The sequence below is a fragment of the Dactylosporangium sp. CA-139066 genome (assembly GCF_050936175.1).
Lineage (GTDB): Bacteria > Actinomycetota > Actinomycetes > Mycobacteriales > Micromonosporaceae > Dactylosporangium.
On record NZ_JBNJNH010000001.1, the window covers coordinates 7,101,238 to 7,116,348 of the forward strand.

General features: G+C 72.9%; 10 protein-coding genes. 5 read left to right on the forward strand and 5 right to left on the reverse strand.

Going from position 1 to position 15,111, the window contains the following annotated elements:
- The first annotated feature begins 93 nt into the window (after positions 1 to 93).
- Together ACQEVU_RS32660 and ACQEVU_RS32665 are read left to right on the forward strand one after the other, a co-directional pair.
- Positions 94 to 1,716, forward strand: coding sequence for a chitinase (locus ACQEVU_RS32660; protein ID WP_433330357.1), 1,623 nt, complete (start codon positions 94 to 96; stop codon positions 1,714 to 1,716).
- Between the two features lie 10 nt (positions 1,717 to 1,726).
- Complete coding sequence (locus tag ACQEVU_RS32665) at positions 1,727 to 2,533, forward strand: serine hydrolase domain-containing protein (protein WP_433330359.1); 807 nt, start codon at positions 1,727 to 1,729, stop codon at positions 2,531 to 2,533.
- Positions 2,534 to 3,322: 789 nt separating this feature from the next.
- Here the strand turns inward: ACQEVU_RS32665 and ACQEVU_RS32670 are convergent.
- Positions 3,323 to 5,254 (reverse strand): S8 family serine peptidase, encoded by a 1,932-nt coding sequence (locus tag ACQEVU_RS32670; RefSeq protein ID WP_433330361.1) that lies wholly within the window; start codon positions 5,252 to 5,254, stop codon positions 3,323 to 3,325.
- Between the two features lie 179 nt (positions 5,255 to 5,433).
- Positions 5,434 to 6,414, reverse strand: a complete 981-nt coding sequence (locus ACQEVU_RS32675; RefSeq protein WP_433330363.1) for an aldo/keto reductase — start codon at positions 6,412 to 6,414, stop codon at positions 5,434 to 5,436.
- Positions 6,415 to 6,477: 63 nt separating this feature from the next.
- On the opposite strand from ACQEVU_RS32675, the gene ACQEVU_RS32680 reads away from it, so the two are divergent.
- Entirely contained in the window at positions 6,478 to 7,410 is a 933-nt protein-coding gene (locus tag ACQEVU_RS32680) for an ArsR/SmtB family transcription factor (RefSeq protein WP_433330365.1), read from the forward strand.
- Here ACQEVU_RS32680 and ACQEVU_RS32685 read toward each other — a convergent pair.
- Together ACQEVU_RS32685 and ACQEVU_RS32690 are read right to left on the reverse strand one after the other, a co-directional pair.
- Positions 7,394 to 8,179, reverse strand: a complete 786-nt coding sequence (locus ACQEVU_RS32685) for an alpha/beta fold hydrolase (RefSeq protein ID WP_433330367.1) — start codon at positions 8,177 to 8,179, stop codon at positions 7,394 to 7,396. The two genes, ACQEVU_RS32680 and ACQEVU_RS32685, sit on opposite strands and share 17 nt — an antisense overlap.
- A gap of 602 nt (positions 8,180 to 8,781) precedes the next feature.
- Complete coding sequence (locus ACQEVU_RS32690) at positions 8,782 to 9,372, reverse strand: TetR/AcrR family transcriptional regulator (RefSeq protein ID WP_433330369.1); 591 nt, start codon at positions 9,370 to 9,372, stop codon at positions 8,782 to 8,784.
- A 93-nt stretch (positions 9,373 to 9,465) separates the two neighbouring features.
- Here ACQEVU_RS32690 and ACQEVU_RS32695 point away from each other — a divergent pair, with 93 nt between their 5' ends.
- On the forward strand, positions 9,466 to 11,730 hold the full coding sequence (locus ACQEVU_RS32695; RefSeq protein WP_433330371.1) for a putative bifunctional diguanylate cyclase/phosphodiesterase: 2,265 nt from the start codon (positions 9,466 to 9,468) through the stop codon (positions 11,728 to 11,730).
- A gap of 4 nt (positions 11,731 to 11,734) precedes the next feature.
- Entirely contained in the window at positions 11,735 to 13,777 is a 2,043-nt protein-coding gene (locus ACQEVU_RS32700) for a prolyl oligopeptidase family serine peptidase (protein ID WP_433330373.1), read from the forward strand.
- Here the strand turns inward: ACQEVU_RS32700 and ACQEVU_RS32705 are convergent.
- A complete protein-coding gene (locus ACQEVU_RS32705; RefSeq protein ID WP_433330375.1) occupies positions 13,757 to 15,004 on the reverse strand; it encodes an MFS transporter in 1,248 nt (415 codons plus the stop codon). The genes ACQEVU_RS32700 and ACQEVU_RS32705 overlap by 21 nt on opposite strands.
- Positions 15,005 to 15,111: the final 107 nt, after the last annotated feature.

Consider the following 15,111-nt stretch of genomic DNA (forward strand, 5'->3'; position numbering starts at 1 on the left):
GGACGATCGTGATCATTACCGCAGGGTTAAGAGCTCTGGACAACAACAGTTAACAAACCTAATAATGGCGACCACCGTCGATGGGAGTCGCCCATGAAGCGCGTCGCGATCGTTGTCGGCGCCGTCGCATTGCTGGTCACGGGCCTGTTCGTGGCCACCAACGCGTACGCGGCCAATCTGTTGTCCAACCCCGGCTTCGAGAGCGGGAACCTGTCCGGCTGGTCGTGCACCGGTTCGGGCTCGGGCGCGGTCACCTCGCCCGTGCACTCGGGCAGCTATGCCCTCAACGGCAACGCCACCGCCTCCGACAACGCCCAGTGCACGCAGACCGTCACCGTCCAGCCGAACACGGCGTACACCCTCTCGGGCTGGGTCAAGGGCAACTACGTCTATATCGGGGTCACCGGCGGCGCCTCCACCTGGACGCCCGCCGCCTCCGCCTACACCAAGCTGACGGTGCCGTTCACCACCGGCGCCGGGCAGACGTCGGTCCAGGTGTTCCTGCACGGGTGGTACGGCACCGGCGCCTACAACGCCGACGACATCTCGCTCGACGGCCCCGGCACGCCGCCGACCACGACCCCGCCCACGTCGCCGACCACGCCGAACACCTCGCCCTCCCCCTCGAAGTCCCCTTCGAAGTCCCCCTCGTCGTCGCCGTCGACCTCGCCCAGCACCAGCCAGCCGCCGGTGACCGGGCTGCCGAAGCACGCCCTCATCGGGTACATGCACGCCAGCTTCGCCAACGGCTCCGGCTACATCCGCATGGCCGACATCCCGGCCGCCTGGGACGTCATCGACCTCGCGTTCGGCGAGCCGACCAGCGTCACCTCCGGCGACATCCGGTTCAACCGCTGCTCGGTCTCGGAGTGCCCGAACGTCGAGAGCGACGCCGACTTCCTCGCCGCCATCAAGGCCAAGCAGGCCCAGGGCAAGAAGGTCCTGCTCTCCATCGGCGGGCAGAACGGCGAGGTCCAGCTGACCACGGCCGCCGCCCGCGACACGTTCGTCTCCTCGGTCAGCGCCATCATCGACCGGTGGGGCCTGGACGGGCTCGACGTCGACTTCGAGGGGCACTCGCTGTACCTCAACGCCGGCGACAGCGACTTCCGCAACCCGACGACGCCGGTGATCGTGAACCTCATCTCGGCGCTGAAGACCCTCAAGGCCAAGTACGGCACCAAGTTCGTGCTCACCATGGCCCCCGAGACGTTCTTCGTCCAGCTCGGCTACCAGTTCTACGGCGGCACGAGCAACGGCGACAACCGCGCCGGCTCCTTCCTGCCGGTCATCTACGCCGTGCGCGACTTCCTCACGATCCTGCACGTGCAGGACTACAACTCCGGCCCGATCTGGGGCCTCGACGGCCAGTACCACACCATGGGCGGCGCGGACTTCCACATCGCCATGACCGACATGCTCAAGGCCGGGTTCCCGGTCGCCAACACCGGCCAGACCTTCCCGGGCCTGCGCCCCGACCAGATCGGCATCGGCGTGCCGGCCGCGGTGAGCGCCGGCAACGGCTACGTGGCCCCGGCCGTCGTGCAGAGCGCGGTGACCTGCCTCGTCAAGGGCACCGGGTGCGGTTCATACACCCTCCGCGGCGGTACGTCACCGGCGTTCCGCGGCCTCATGACCTGGTCGATCAACTGGGACCGGTACTACAACTGGGAGTTCATGAACGCCCAGGAACCGTTCCTCAACGCGTTGCCGTAGCTTTCAACGGGTGAGCGCACTTGACCTGGTGAACAGCTGGCCCGTAGAGACCGCTTCCGTGGCGGTCGTGGATGCCGAGGGTGTCCGCGACCGCCACGGCCCGGACACCGCCCTGCCGTGGGCGTCGGTCACGAAGCTGCTCACGGCCCTGACGGTCCTCGTGGCGGTGGACAAGGGTGACGTACTGCTGGACGAGCCCGCCGGCCCCGACGGCGCGACGGTCCGCCATCTGCTCGCGCACACCTCCGGCGTCGCCTTCGACGAGCCCTCGATCCTGTCCGCCCCCGGCCGCAAGCGCATCTACTCCAACCGCGGCTTCGAGCTCCTGGCCGACTTCGTCCTGACCCGCACGGGCGGTACGTTCGCGGAGCTCATGACCGAGTCGGTGCTGCGCCCGCTGGGCATGGGCGGCACCCGCCTCGAGGGCTCCCCCGCCGCCGGCGCGGTCGGCCCGGTCTCCGACCTGGCGCTGCTGGGCCAGGAGCTGCTGGACCCGTCCCTGGTTCCGGACCTCATGCCGGAGGCGACCGCGGTGCAGTACCCCGGCGTCTCGGGCGTCCTGCCCGGCTTCGGCCGCCAGGACCCGAACGACTGGGGCCTCGGCTTCGAGCTGCGCGACGGCAAGTCGCCGCACTGGACGGGGGCGCACAACAGCCCGCGGACCTTCGGCCACTTCGGCAAGACGGGCACGTTCCTGTGGGTGGACCCGGACGCGGGCCTGGCGCTGGCCTGCCTGACGGACCGCGACTTCGGCGAGTGGGCGGCCGAGGTGTGGCCGGCACTGTCCGACGCGGTCCTGGCCGAGCACGCCGGCTAGCCCCGCCACCGGCCGGTCGGCGGCGAAGGCCGACGGCCGCCGGGCGGGCGCTTGGCTAAGGCGCCGCCGACCGCGGCGCCGCCCCGCGCCGGTGGCGCACAAGGCCGTCTCCCCGAGCGCAGCGCCTCCCGCCGCCTCGCGCGAGCGCAGCGCCTCCCGCCGCCTCGCGCGAGCGCAGCGCCTCCCGCCGCCTCGCGCGAGCGCAGCGCCTCCCGCCGCCTCGCGCGAGCGCAGCGCCTCCCGCCGCCTCGCGCGAGCGCAGCGCCTCCCGCGGCCTCCGTCCGAGCGCAGCGCCTGCCCGCCCCGCGGACGTGAGCAACGGCGCCGCCTCGCCCGCCGCGCCACCCGCCACCCGCCACCGCCACCGCCACCGCCACCGCCACCGCCACCGCCACCGCCACCGCCACCGCCACCGCCACCGGATTGTCATGATTTTTCGCCTGCCGAGCGATAAATCCGACAAGTCGTGGCACGGAGTGCCCGACTTGTCGGGATCGCGGGCGACCTTGCCGGCCGCGCTCCAGTGGGAACGCGCAGAGGCCGCCGCCCAAGTGGGCGACGGCCTCATACGCGACCTTCGTTACGGACGGGCTCCGCTCGCATCCAACCCGCCGAGGGCCGGCACACCCCGTGCGAGCAGGGCACTCATGCACCGCCGGAGCACCCCGCCGCAGGTGTTGAGGGGGTCCGGGTGGAGCGAAGCTCCCCCGGCGCGAGCGAAGCGAGCCGGCAGCTCAGGGGTCCGGGTGGAGCGAAGCTCCCCCGGCGCGAGCGAAGCGAGCCGGCAGCTCAGTACCAGCCGGCCGTCGACCAGCCGTCCGCCGACCAGTAGTGGCCGGACCAGTAGTGGCCCGACCAGTAGTGGCCGGTCCAGTAGTTCTCGGACCACTGCGGGTCGGCCCACGTGCCGATGCCCGTCCACGGCTTGCCCTGCCACGTCGCGGCGGACCAGGTCCGGGACGTGTACGGGGGGACCCAGCGCTGGTTGTCCTGGTCCAGGCAGTCCCAGAGCTGCAGCTGCGTGCCGTTGGTCGAGTTCCAGCCCGTCACGTCGAGGCACCGGCCCGAGCCGACGTTGATCAGCTGCCGCAGCGAGGTGACCTTCCACTGCTGCGCCGGGGTGCCGTTGCAGTCGAAGAGCTGGATCTTCGTGCCGTTGGTGTTGCCGGCCGAGGTCACGTCCATGCACTTGCCCAGGGCGCGGACCGTGCCGTCGGACTGCAGCTGCCAGTACTGCGCCGGCGTGTTGTTGCAGTCGTACAGCTGGATCGGCGTGCCGTTGTTGTTCAGGCGGTTCATCACGTCGACGCACTTGCCGGCGAGGCCCGAGACCTGGCCCGTACCGCCGTCGCCGCCGGCGCCCGTCCAGGTGTCGCCGGCCATGCGGTACCCCATCCAGACGCCCCCGTTCCAGGACGTCTTCTGCGCCGCCAGCGACGCCCACGCGGCGTTGTTGAACGGGCCGAACGGCGTGTTCTCGCCGGTCAGCGACACGTTGTCGGCGACGAGGTGGTTGCCGCCGCGGGCCGTCTCGATCGAGCCGGTGCCGACGCCCTTGGCGAAGGCCTGCGTGGTCGACGGGGTGCCCAGCGCGGCCGACGCGGCGACGTTGAGCTCCTTCATCTTGCTGCTGCCGGCGACGCCCGTGGTCAGGGTCGTGCCGCCGTTGACCAGCAGCGTCTTCACCTGGTCGGCGGTGAGGCCCGGCCGCTGCTGCAGCAGCAGCGCCGCCGCGGAGGAGACGACCGCGGCCGCCTGGGACGTGCCGGAGCCCTTGAAGCCGGTGTCGCCGACGCGGGCGCTGGGGTACGTCTGGTCGATGTACGAGCCGACGTCGCGCAGGGAGACGATCGACATGCCGGGGGCCAGGATGTCCACCTTGCGGCTGGCGGTCGAGCCGTTGGTGAAGGTCGCGAGGTCGTCGTCGGCGGTCGACACGGTCTGGTTGGTCGTGGACGCGCCGACCGCGACGACGAACGGGTCCATCGCCGGGTTGGTCAGCGCGGTGGTCGAGGTGCCGTCGTTGCCGGCGGCGATGACGACGACGATGCCGGCCTGCCAGGCCTGCTCGACGGCGTACATCAGCGGGTCGACGTTCTGGCCCGACATGCCCGCGGTGCCGTACGACAGGTTGAGCACCCGGATCGGGTTCGACGGGTCGTAGTTGCGGTTGGCCACGACCCAGTCGATGGCCGCGATCATCTGCGACACGTCGACGGCGCCGGTGGCGGTGCCGACCTTGACCGACGTGACCTTGGCCTTCGGGGCGAGCCCGACGGTGCCGCCGGCGGTGTCGTTGCCGACCATGATGCCGGCCATGTGCGTGCCGTGGCCGAACGTGTCGAGGTAGCGCAGCTGGCCGGACTGCGACTCGAACGACAGGTCCGGGCCGTTGACGACCTGCCCCGCGGGCAGGCCCGTGACCGGCGAGATGCCGGTGTCGATCAGCGCGATGCCGACGCCCTGGCCGGTCAGCGACGCCGCCGAGCCGGAGTCGGCCTTGACGATCGAGCGGACGCTCTTGACCGTGGTGCCGGCGGTGGCCGGCCACTCGTCGGCCAGGAAGCCGCCGCCGGCGCGCGGTGCGGCGTGCAGGCCCGCGGCGATCCCCTCGCTACCGGCGGCGAAGGCCGGAGCGCCCGCCACCACGCCGATCGACAATGCCGCCGCGACGGCTCCCGCGGCGCCCCGGCCCCACCGCCGGGCTCTCGGTTTCCTCATCCACATCTCCCCATCCGTGGAGCACGAACACAGGCTCACTGTGTGCATCCGAAACACCACGATGGGGTGCCATACACCGAAAGTCACGAGGTCGTGACGACTTCGCGCCGATCACCCGACAGGATTTCTTCAGCGCTGTCGGGCGATCGGCGGCCCCGCCCGGCGGTCGGTGGACAACGTCACCAGGCCCACGCCTCCGGCCCCGGCCCGCCCCGCCCGACCGGCGGGAACAGTTCGTTCAGCCGGGCCTCAGCGTCATCGCCGAGCGTCGTGGTGAGGGCCTCGACGGCGAGGTCGAGCTGCTCCGGCGCGCGCGGCCCGACGATCGGCGCCGTCACGCCCGGCCGCGACAGCAGCCACGCCAGGGCGACGGCGGCCGGGTGCCGGCCGAGGTCGTCGCACAGCCTCTCGTACGCGGCGAGGACCTCCCGATGCTCCCGCACCCGGGCGGCGGCGTGGGTCGTCGTGCGCCCGGCGGCGCCGTCGCGGTGCTTGCGCAGCGCCCCGGAGAGCAGCCCCTGCGCGAGCGGCGACCACGGCAGCAGCCCGATCCCGAGCGCCTGCGCGGCCGGCACGACCTCGAGCTCCACCTCCCGGCTCAGGAGGCTGTACTTCAGCTGCTCCGACACCAGCCCGAGCGAACGCCGCCGATCCGCCGCGGCCTGCGCGGCCACCAGGTGCCAGCCGGCGAAGTTGGAGCTCCCGACGTACACCACCTTGCCCTGCGCCACCAGGAGGTCCATGGCCTGCCAGATCTCGTCCCAGGGCGTACCGCGGTCGATGTGGTGCATCTGGTAGAGATCGATCCGGTCCGTGCCGAGGCGGCGCAGCGAGGCCTCGCAGGCGGCCACGATGCGCCGAGCCGACAGGCCGCGGTCGTTCGGCCCGTCCCCCATCGGCTGGTACACCTTCGTGGCCAGCACCACCTCGTCGCGCCGCCCGGTCTTGGCGAACCACGTGCCGATGTACGTCTCGCTGGTCCCCTCGTAGTCGCGCGCGCCGTACATGTCGGCGGTGTCGACGAAGTTGATCCCGTCGGCGAGGGCACGGTCGAGGACGGCGTGCGAGTCGGCCTCGCCGAGCTGCCACCCGAAGTTCATCGTGCCGAGGCACAGCCGGCTGACCGCGAGCCCCGTGCGGCCCAGTTTCGTGTACTGCATGAGCCGCACGGTAGGCGCCCGCGGGACTGGGCCGGAGCCGTTCGACCGTGGTCGAATGGCAGCGTGAAGCGCCTGGAGCTGACCCCCGACGACCTGCTCCGCGTGCGCTTCGCCCACTCACCGATGGCCGAGGTCGTGACGAGCGCGATGGCGCTGCGCTCCGGCTCGTGGGAGCACGCCCGCTGGCGCGCCCGCGTCGCCGCGCGGGTGTCCGGCCTGGACGTCTTCTGGCGCGTCTTCGCCCCGCCGACGGGCGCGATCCCCGATTTCCTGTCTCCGGTACCGCGAACCGCCCGCCCCACCCTCCCGGACGAGCTCGACGCGATCGCCGCCACCCCGCCCGACCACGTCGCCGCCGAGCTGCACGCCGCCGGCGTCCCGTGCGAGGACCCGGCGGCGCTGATGCCCACGCTCATCGAGCAGATCCGGCGGTACTTCACCGGCGCCCTCGCCGAGCTCTGGCCCCGCCTGCGCGCGCTCGCCGACGCCGAGATCGCCCACCGCACGTCCGCGGCGGCGTTCCCCGGCCCGCGCGCCCTCCTCGACGACCTGCACCCGCGCCTGCGCTGGGACCCGGACGCGCTGCGCCTGGACTACCTGAAGGACGCCGAGTACCCGCCGTGGCACCTCGACGGCCACCCGCTGGCGATCCTGCCGACGGCCTTCAGCGGCCGCCACGCCTGGATCCTGGAGTCGGGCGACCGGCGCGCGCTGTGGTACCCGCCCCGCTCCGTCCACGCCGTCTTCGCCGCCGCCCCGCCCCCGCCGGCGCCGCTGGCCGCGCTGCTGGGCGGGACCCGCGCCGCGGTCCTGACGCTGCTGGCCACGCCGTCGAGCACCGGCGACGTGGCCGAGCGCCTGGGCCTGGCCCCGGCCACCGCCTCGCACCACCTGACGGCCCTGCGCGACGCGGGCCTGATCGTCGCCGCGCGCAACGGCCGGCGCCTCGACTACCGCCGCACCGACCTGGGCGAGCGCCTCACGTCGCTCGGCTGAGCACCTCGCGGAGCCTCTTCGCGAACTCGACCGGGAACTCCACGTAGCCGTCGTGGTCCCCGGGAAACTCGACGACCGTCGCACCGAGCCGCGCGGCGAGCCCGCGCGCGGCCCGGGCCGGGAACTGCGCGCCCGAGCGCTCGCCCGCCGCGATGACCACCCGCCCGCGCACGGCATCGAGGTCGGGGGCGACGGCGGTGTACCGCCGCAGCTCCTGCTCGACGAAGAACCTCCCGTTGCCGGCCAGCCGCCCCAGCAGCTCCCGCATCGCGGGCGGCAGCTGTTCCAGTGGCGGCAGCTCCCGGTACCCGAGCCCGGCGACCTCCCCGAACCGCCGCATGGCCGCCTCGGTCCCCGCCCGCTCCTGCAGCTCGACGACCCCGTCGAACCCGTGCCGGATCTCGCCTCCGTCCTCGACCATCGCGGTGAGCGGCGGCTCGTGCGCGATGACGACGCCGCCCTTGCCCGGGTGCCGCTCGACGAGCCCGAGCGCGACGATCCCGCCGGAGCTGCTGCCCAGGATGTCGGCGCGCCCGCCCCCGTACCGGTCGATCAGCCCGGCGGCGTCCTCGACGTCGAGCTCGTACCGCCGCGGCAGCTCCTCCTCGGCGATGGGGCTGCGGCTGAACCCCCGGCGGTCCCACGTCACCACGGTCCGCTCCCCGGCCATCTCGTCCGCCAGCCGCGTGAAGGTGGCGGCGTCCCCGGCGCCGCCGGGGATGAGCAGCAGCGCGGGCCCTTCGCCGCGCACTTCGACGTGCAGTGTCATGTCGCGCTCTCCTCGCTCGGCCCACCGCGACGGTGGGGGTTTTGGGCGGATAAATCCGGCGCTGGCGCGCCAGATTTATCCGACATTTCGCTTATTTCGGGTCCCGCACATCGCGCAACGCCCGCGGCGCCGGGTGTCGCCCTGGCCCTGCGACACCGCAGCGCCAGCCTTGTCCGGCGCCTCGGCGTTGTCGCGGCGCCGCAGTGCCGGCGTTGTCCTGGCGCGACGCCGCGCCAGACGTTGCCCTCTGACGCCGCGACGCACGTGCCTCGACGCCACCACGCCGCAGAGCCAGACGGGGCCACCCCGGCACCACCACGCCGAGGCGCCAGACTCGCCCCCGACGCCGCGTGGGGCCCCGCCATGCGTTGCCTTGGCGCCCCCCACCTCGCAGCGCCAGACCCCCCCCGACGCCGCGACGCCCGCAGCGGGCCCAGACACCGCCACGCCGAGGTGCCAGACGTCGCCCTCTGACGTCGCGGCGCCGGGCGTAGTACTGGCGCACGGCCGCGAGAAACGCCCCAACGCCGCATAACCGAAATGTCGGATTTATCTGGCGCGCCAGCGCCGGATAAATCCGGAAAAACAGCAACCGGGCCGGCTCAGTAGTCGGCCAAGTGGCGCAGCGCCTCCTCAAGCAGCGAACGCAGCGGCACCGGCGGGTCCGCGTGCAGCCAGTGGTTCGACGCCACGTCGCACGCCGTCGCCACCGCTCCCCCGATCACGTCCGGCAGCAACGACTCCGGCGGCAGCGCCAGCCGATCGCGGATCGCCGCCGACAGCGCCTCCTGCATCGCCGCCCGCACCCGCAGATACTCGCCCTGGATCGCGGGCGTGGCCAGCACGAGCCGCAGCCCGGCGAACCACACCCGGTCCGGGACGTGTTCAGGGACGGCGCCGCCGGAGAACTCCGCCAGCACCGTCGCCTCGATCGCGGCCCGCAACGGCTCGCCGGCAGGCCGGGCCCGCAGCGCGGCACCGGCGCGTTGGGCCCGGTCCAGCGCCAGGGCGCAGATCGCCTCCGCCTTGCTCGAGAAGTAGTTGTTGAAGGTCCGCGGGGACACGCCCACCTCGGCGGCGATGTCCTCGACCAGCACGCCGTCCAGGCCGCGCTCCACGGTCAGGCGCAGGGCGGCCAGGGCGAGCGCGTGGCGGGTCGCCTGTTTCTTGCGCTCGCGCAGGCCCGGTTCCATGCCACTCAGCGTACGACCAAAAGTGCGCGGCACGCAAGGTTGCGGAACGCGCAAAAACTTAAGCTCGTCCGGAACGGCGCCGATGCGAGGGGCATGCGGCGCGCGCTGTGGATCGGGGTGCTCGTCATCGGGGGTGCCGCCACCGCGCTGTGGGCGTTCGACATCGTGCCGGGGCTGGCGTTTCCGCTCGTCGGCGGGCTGTCCGTGCTCGCGTGGGCGTTCGGGCCGCGGCTGCACGACGCGCGGCCGCGCCGGCCCTGGCGGATGTTCACCGCCGCGGCGCTGTTCTTCCTCGTCGGGGTCGTCGTGCGGGCGCTGCTGCAGGACCAGCCGTACCCGCTGGCCCAGCTCGGCGACGCCTTCTCCGTGTGCGGGTTCGGGTTCTTCATCGCCGCCATGGTCACGTTCCTGAACCGCTGGGGCATCAACCGGCACGCGCTGCTCGACGGGCTCATCGTGTGCCTCGGCGCGGCGATCGCCTCCGCTCTGCTCTTCGTGCTGCCGGCCGTCGGCATACCCGGACGGCCGCTGCTGGTGAGCGTCCTCGCCGGGCTGTACCCGCTGCTCGACGTCGTCATCGTGCTGCTCGGGGTGAACCTGGCGTTCACGACGGCCGTCCGCGAGCCCGCGTTCGTGCTGCTCGGGTCGATGATGCTGCTGCTGTTCGCGGGTGACCTGGGGTACGCCGTCATCGGCCGCCACGGCGACGTCAACGGGCCGCGGCTCATGGCGCTGCCGTTCCTGGCCGGGTTCGCGCTCGGCGGCGCGGCCGCGCTGCACCCGACCGCGAAGGCGCTCGGGCAGGCCACGCCGCTGCCGATCCAGGCCTGGTCGCCGGCCCGGATGCTGGTCATCGGGCCGGCGGTCGCGGTGCCGTTCGTGCTCACGGTCGTGCTCGCCCACCCCACGCCACTGTCGCGGTGGATCCTCGGCGTCGGCGGGGCGGCGATCGTCGCGCTGCTGCTCGTGCGGGCCTCCGACGCGGTGCAGAGCCACGCCGCGGCGCAGCGGCGGTTCGAGCACCAGGCGACCCACGACCCGCTCACCGGGCTGCCGAACCGGCGGCTGCTCGGCATCATGGTCGACCGGCTGCTGACCGGCGCCGGGCCCGGCGACGTGTGGATGTTCTACCTCGACCTCGACGGGTTCAAGCTCGTGAACGACTCGTGGGGGCACCCGGCCGGCGACCGGCTCATCGCCGAGGTCGGTGCCCGGCTGCGCCACGCGCTGCCGGCCGCGGCGACCGTGGCGCGGGTCGGCGGGGACGAGTTCGTGGTCGTGCAGCGCTGCGCCGAGCCGGCGGCGATGGCCGACGCCCGGCGGATCATGGAGTGCGTCGAGCGGCCGCTGCGCCTCACCGGGCCGGACGGGACCGAGGCGGAGGTCGTCGTCGGCGCCTCGATGGGCATCGTGCGGGCCGAGCGGCACGGGACCGCCGAGGCGCTGATGCGCGACGCCGACACCGCGATGTACCGCGCGAAGGAACAGGGCCGAAACCGCTGGACGGTCTTCGACGCCTCGATGCGCGACGCGGTCCGCGAGCGGGTGGAGATCGAGGTGGCGCTGCGGGCGGCGGTCGCGCAGGAGCAGCTGTCGATCGCGTACCAGCCGATCGTCGACCTCACCGACGGGCTCGGCGAGCGGACCGTCGGCGCCGAGGCGCTGGTGCGCTGGGAGCACCCGGTGCGCGGCTGGATCGGGCCGAACATGTTCATCGCCGTCGCCGAGGACGCCAACCTCATCTCCGCGCTCGGCGCCTGGGTGCTGCGCGAGTCTGTGCAGCAGGCGGCCCGCTGGCGCGCCGACGGCACGGTCGGCGAGGACTTCTGGATGTCGGTGAACGTCTCGCCGCGCCAGCTCGGCGACGCCGCGTTCGCCGACCGGGTCGCCGCGATCCTCGAGCAGGCGCACCTGCCGGCCGGCAACCTCGTGCTGGAGATCACCGAGTCGGTGATGGTCGAGGGCAGCGAGCTGACCGAGCGGCTGCTGCGGCGCCTGCGCGAGCTCGGCGTGCGTATTTCCGTCGACGACTTCGGCACCGGGTTCTCGGCCCTGGGGTACCTGCGCCGCCATCCCGTCACCGGCGTGAAGATCGACCGCTCGTTCGTCGGCGGGCTCGGCACCAGCCCGGAGGACGAGGAGATCGTGCGGGCCGTCGTGGCCATGAGCAGCGCGCTTAACCTGGCGGTCGTGGCCGAGGGCGTGGAGACGACCGCCCAGCGGGACGTGCTGGCGGCACTGGGGGTACCGCTGGCGCAGGGCTGGCTCTGGGACAAGGCCGTGCCGGCCGCGGACTTCGCGGCGCGCCAACGGCACCGAGAACGTGTGGTCGAACCGGCCGCGGGTCGGTCAGACTGATCGGATGACGGAAACGATCATTCGCGACGATGCGTACCTGTGGCTCGAGGACGTCGAGGGCGAGCGGGCACTGTCCTGGGTCCGCGAGCGCAACGCCGAGACGACGGCGGCGCTGACCGGCAATGATCGCTTCACCGAGATGTACGACGGCATCCGGGCGGTGCTCGACGCCGACGACCGCATCCCGATGATCGCGTGGCACGGGCGGCGGGTGTACAACCTGTGGAAGGACGGCACGCACCCGCGGGGCCTGTGGCGGCGCACCACCCTCGAGTCCTACCGTGGCGCCGAACCGGCCTGGGAGACGGTCCTGGACCTCGACGCGCTCGCCGCCGCCGAGGGCGAGAACTGGGTGTGGCAGGGCGTGACCTTCCTGCGCACCGGCCCGCTCGCCGGCGAGCGGCGCTGCCTGCTCTCGCTGTCGCGCGGCGGCGCCGACGCCGCGGTGGTGCGCGAGTTCGACCTCGACGCGCTGGAGTTCGTCGCGGACGGCTTCACGCTGCCCGAGGCCAAGAGCGACGTCAGCTGGATCGACGCCGATCGGGTCTTCGTCGGTACGGATACGGGCCCCGGCTCGATGACGTCCTCCGGCTACCCTCGCCAGGTCCGCGTGTGGACCCGCGGCCAGGCGGTCGCCGACGCGCCGGTCATCTTCGAGGCCTCCCCGGACGACGTGTCGGCGCGGGCCAGCAGCGACCCGAGCGCCGACGGCGAGCGCGCCATCATCCGCCGCTCCACCGACTTCTTCCACTCCGAGCGGTACCTCTACGCCGGCGGCACCCTCACCCGCATCGACGTGCCGGACGACGCCGGCGTCGACGTGCACCGCGAGTGGCTGCTCGTGCGGGTGCGCACCGACTGGACCGTCGGCGACGTCACGCACCCGGCCGGGTTGCTGCTCGTCACCCGGCTCGACGACTTCATCGCCGGCGGCCGGGACCTCACGGTGCTGTTCACCCCCGACCCGCACACGTCGCTGAGCTACGCCGACTGGACGCGGACCGGGCTGATCCTGGTCCTGCTGGCCGACGTGCAGAGCCGGCTGGAGCTGCTGCGGTACCGCGACGGCGAGTGGCACAAGACGGTCCTCGGCAGCGAGCTGGGCCAGACCGACGTGTGGGACACCAACCCGGACGCCGACGAGCAGTACCTGCTGCTGTCCAGCGGCTTCACCCTCCCGCCGACGCTGCGCCACGGCGTCCTCGGCGGCGACGCGCCGCAGACCCTCAAGCAGGGCCCGGCGTACTTCCCGGCCGACGGCGTCACCACCCGCCAGTTCTTCGCCACGTCGGCCGACGGCACGCAGGTCCCGTACTTCGTCGTCGGCCGCCCCGACGCCGGGCCCGCCCCGACGCTGCTGTCCGGGTACGGCGGCTTCGAGGTCTCGCGCGTCCCGTCGTACAACCCGATCATCGGCCGCGGCTGGCTCGCCCGCGGCGGCACCTACGTCGTGGCCAACATCCGCGGCGGCGGCGAGTACGGCCCGGCGTGGCACCGCTCGGCGCTGCGGGAGAACCGCCCCCGCGCCTACGAGGACTTCGCCGCCGTCGCCGCCGACCTGGTCGCGCGCGGCATCACCACCCGCGAGCGGCTCGGCATCGAGGGCGGCTCCAACGGCGGGCTGCTCATGGGCGTGATGCTGACGCGGTACCCGGAGCTGTTCGGCGCGATCGTGTGCGCGGTGCCGCTGCTGGACATGCGCCGCTACCACCTGCTGCTGGCCGGCGCGTCGTGGATGGCCGAGTACGGCGACCCCGACGACCCGGACGACTGGGCGTACCTGTCGCTGTTCTCGCCGTACCAGAACGTGCGCGCCGGGGTGCCGTACCCGCCGACGCTCATCACGACCTCGACCCGCGACGACCGCGTCCACCCCGGCCACGCCCGCAAGATGGTGGCCCGGCTGCGCGAGCACGGCCAGAACGTCACGTACTACGAGAACATCGAGGGCGGCCACGGCGGCGCGGCCGACAATGCCCAGCTGGCGTACAAATGGGCCCTGGCCTTCGAGTTTCTGTGGCGCACGCTAGGCGACGGCGAGGCGTAGCTCCTCGGCGGCGACGCGGCGGCGGGTGGTGCGCCGGTAGCGGTACACCTGCGCCGCGCCGACGCCCCAGAGGATGTACTGCACGGCGAACGCCCACCGGAACGCGCCCAGCGACGGGTGGTCGGCCCCCGGCGCCGTCTGCAGGTCGAGCAGGACGCCCACGGCGACGATCAGCAGGATCGACGCCACGAACCCGCCCACGTTCACGATCCCGGTCGCACCGCCGATGCGGTCGGCCGGGTTGAACGAGCGGGCGTAGTCGAAGCCGATCATCGAGCCGGGGCCGTTGACGGTCAGCACGACGACGAGCCCGGCCAGCAGCCACAGCGGCGCGCGCCCCGGCCACAGCAGCACGAGGGTCCACGCCGCCGCGGACGCGCCGACGATGGCCAGGACGAGGGTCGAGCGGTGGTACGGCAGCCGCCCGCAGAAGTGCCCGATGACCGGCCCCATGACCAGGGCGCCGATGGTGAGCACGGACAGCAGCAGCGCCGCGGTGTCCGGCGCCAGTCCTTCGCCCTGGGTCAGGAAGGGGTACCCCCACAGCAGCGCGAACACCGACCCGGAGAACTGCGTCACGAAGTGCGTCCACAGGCCGAGCCGGGTGCCGGGGTGCGCCCACGAGTTCTTGAGCCCCAGCTCGCGAGTTTCCGACTTCTCCGGCGTCTCGGATGCCGGGCGGTCGCGGATCGAGGTCAGCACCAGCACGACCGCCGCGGCACCCAGGCCGGCCGCGCCGAGGAACGTCGCCGTCCAGCCGGCGTGGCGCAGCAGGAGCACCAGCGGTACCGCCGAAGCGAGCGCACCCAGCTGCCCCACCATGCCCGTCAGCTGCACCATGAGCGGGTTACGCCGGGGCGGGAACCACAGCGCGACGATGCGCAGCACGCTGATGAACGTCATCGCGTCACCGACGCCGATGAGCACCCGCGCCGCGATCGCCGTGCCGATGTCGCCCGCGAAGGCGAAGATGAGCTGCCCGGCGAGCATGAGAACCCCGCCCGCGGCGAGCAGCCGGCGCGACCCCAACCGGTCGAGGAGCACGCCCACCGGGATCTGCATGCCGGCGTACACGGCCAGCTGCGCCACGGAAAGCATCGACAGCAGGGCGGTCCCCACGCCGAGACGCTCGGCGGCGGCGACCCCGGCTACGCCGAGGGACGATCGATGGAAGACGGCGACAACGTACGCAAGGAGCCCGACGCTCCAGATGAGGTAGCGGCGCATAGCAACGTTGACGCTATCGGTAAGGGGCGGTCTTGGGGGGTGACTGTGACGGCCCTCAACTGTGGGTTTGCAGACACCGCCTACGCTGTCGGAGTCTGCTTTGCCGT

Bases quoted from the DNA above. Each gene is read 5' to 3' on its own strand.
- ACQEVU_RS32660 (WP_433330357.1), top strand. From the start codon at position 94: ATGAAGCGCGTCGCGATCGTTGTCGGCGCCGTCGCATTGCTGGTCACG.
- ACQEVU_RS32670 (WP_433330361.1), bottom strand. From the start codon at position 5,254: ATGAGGAAACCGAGAGCCCGGCGGTGGGGCCGGGGCGCCGCGGGAGCC.
- ACQEVU_RS32675 (WP_433330363.1), bottom strand. From the start codon at position 6,414: ATGCAGTACACGAAACTGGGCCGCACGGGGCTCGCGGTCAGCCGGCTG.
- ACQEVU_RS32685 (WP_433330367.1), bottom strand. From the start codon at position 8,179: ATGACACTGCACGTCGAAGTGCGCGGCGAAGGGCCCGCGCTGCTGCTC.
- ACQEVU_RS32690 (WP_433330369.1), bottom strand. From the start codon at position 9,372: ATGGAACCGGGCCTGCGCGAGCGCAAGAAACAGGCGACCCGCCACGCG.
- ACQEVU_RS32695 (WP_433330371.1), top strand. From the start codon at position 9,466: ATGCGGCGCGCGCTGTGGATCGGGGTGCTCGTCATCGGGGGTGCCGCC.
- ACQEVU_RS32700 (WP_433330373.1), top strand. From the start codon at position 11,735: ATGACGGAAACGATCATTCGCGACGATGCGTACCTGTGGCTCGAGGAC.
- ACQEVU_RS32705 (WP_433330375.1), bottom strand. From the start codon at position 15,004: ATGCGCCGCTACCTCATCTGGAGCGTCGGGCTCCTTGCGTACGTTGTC.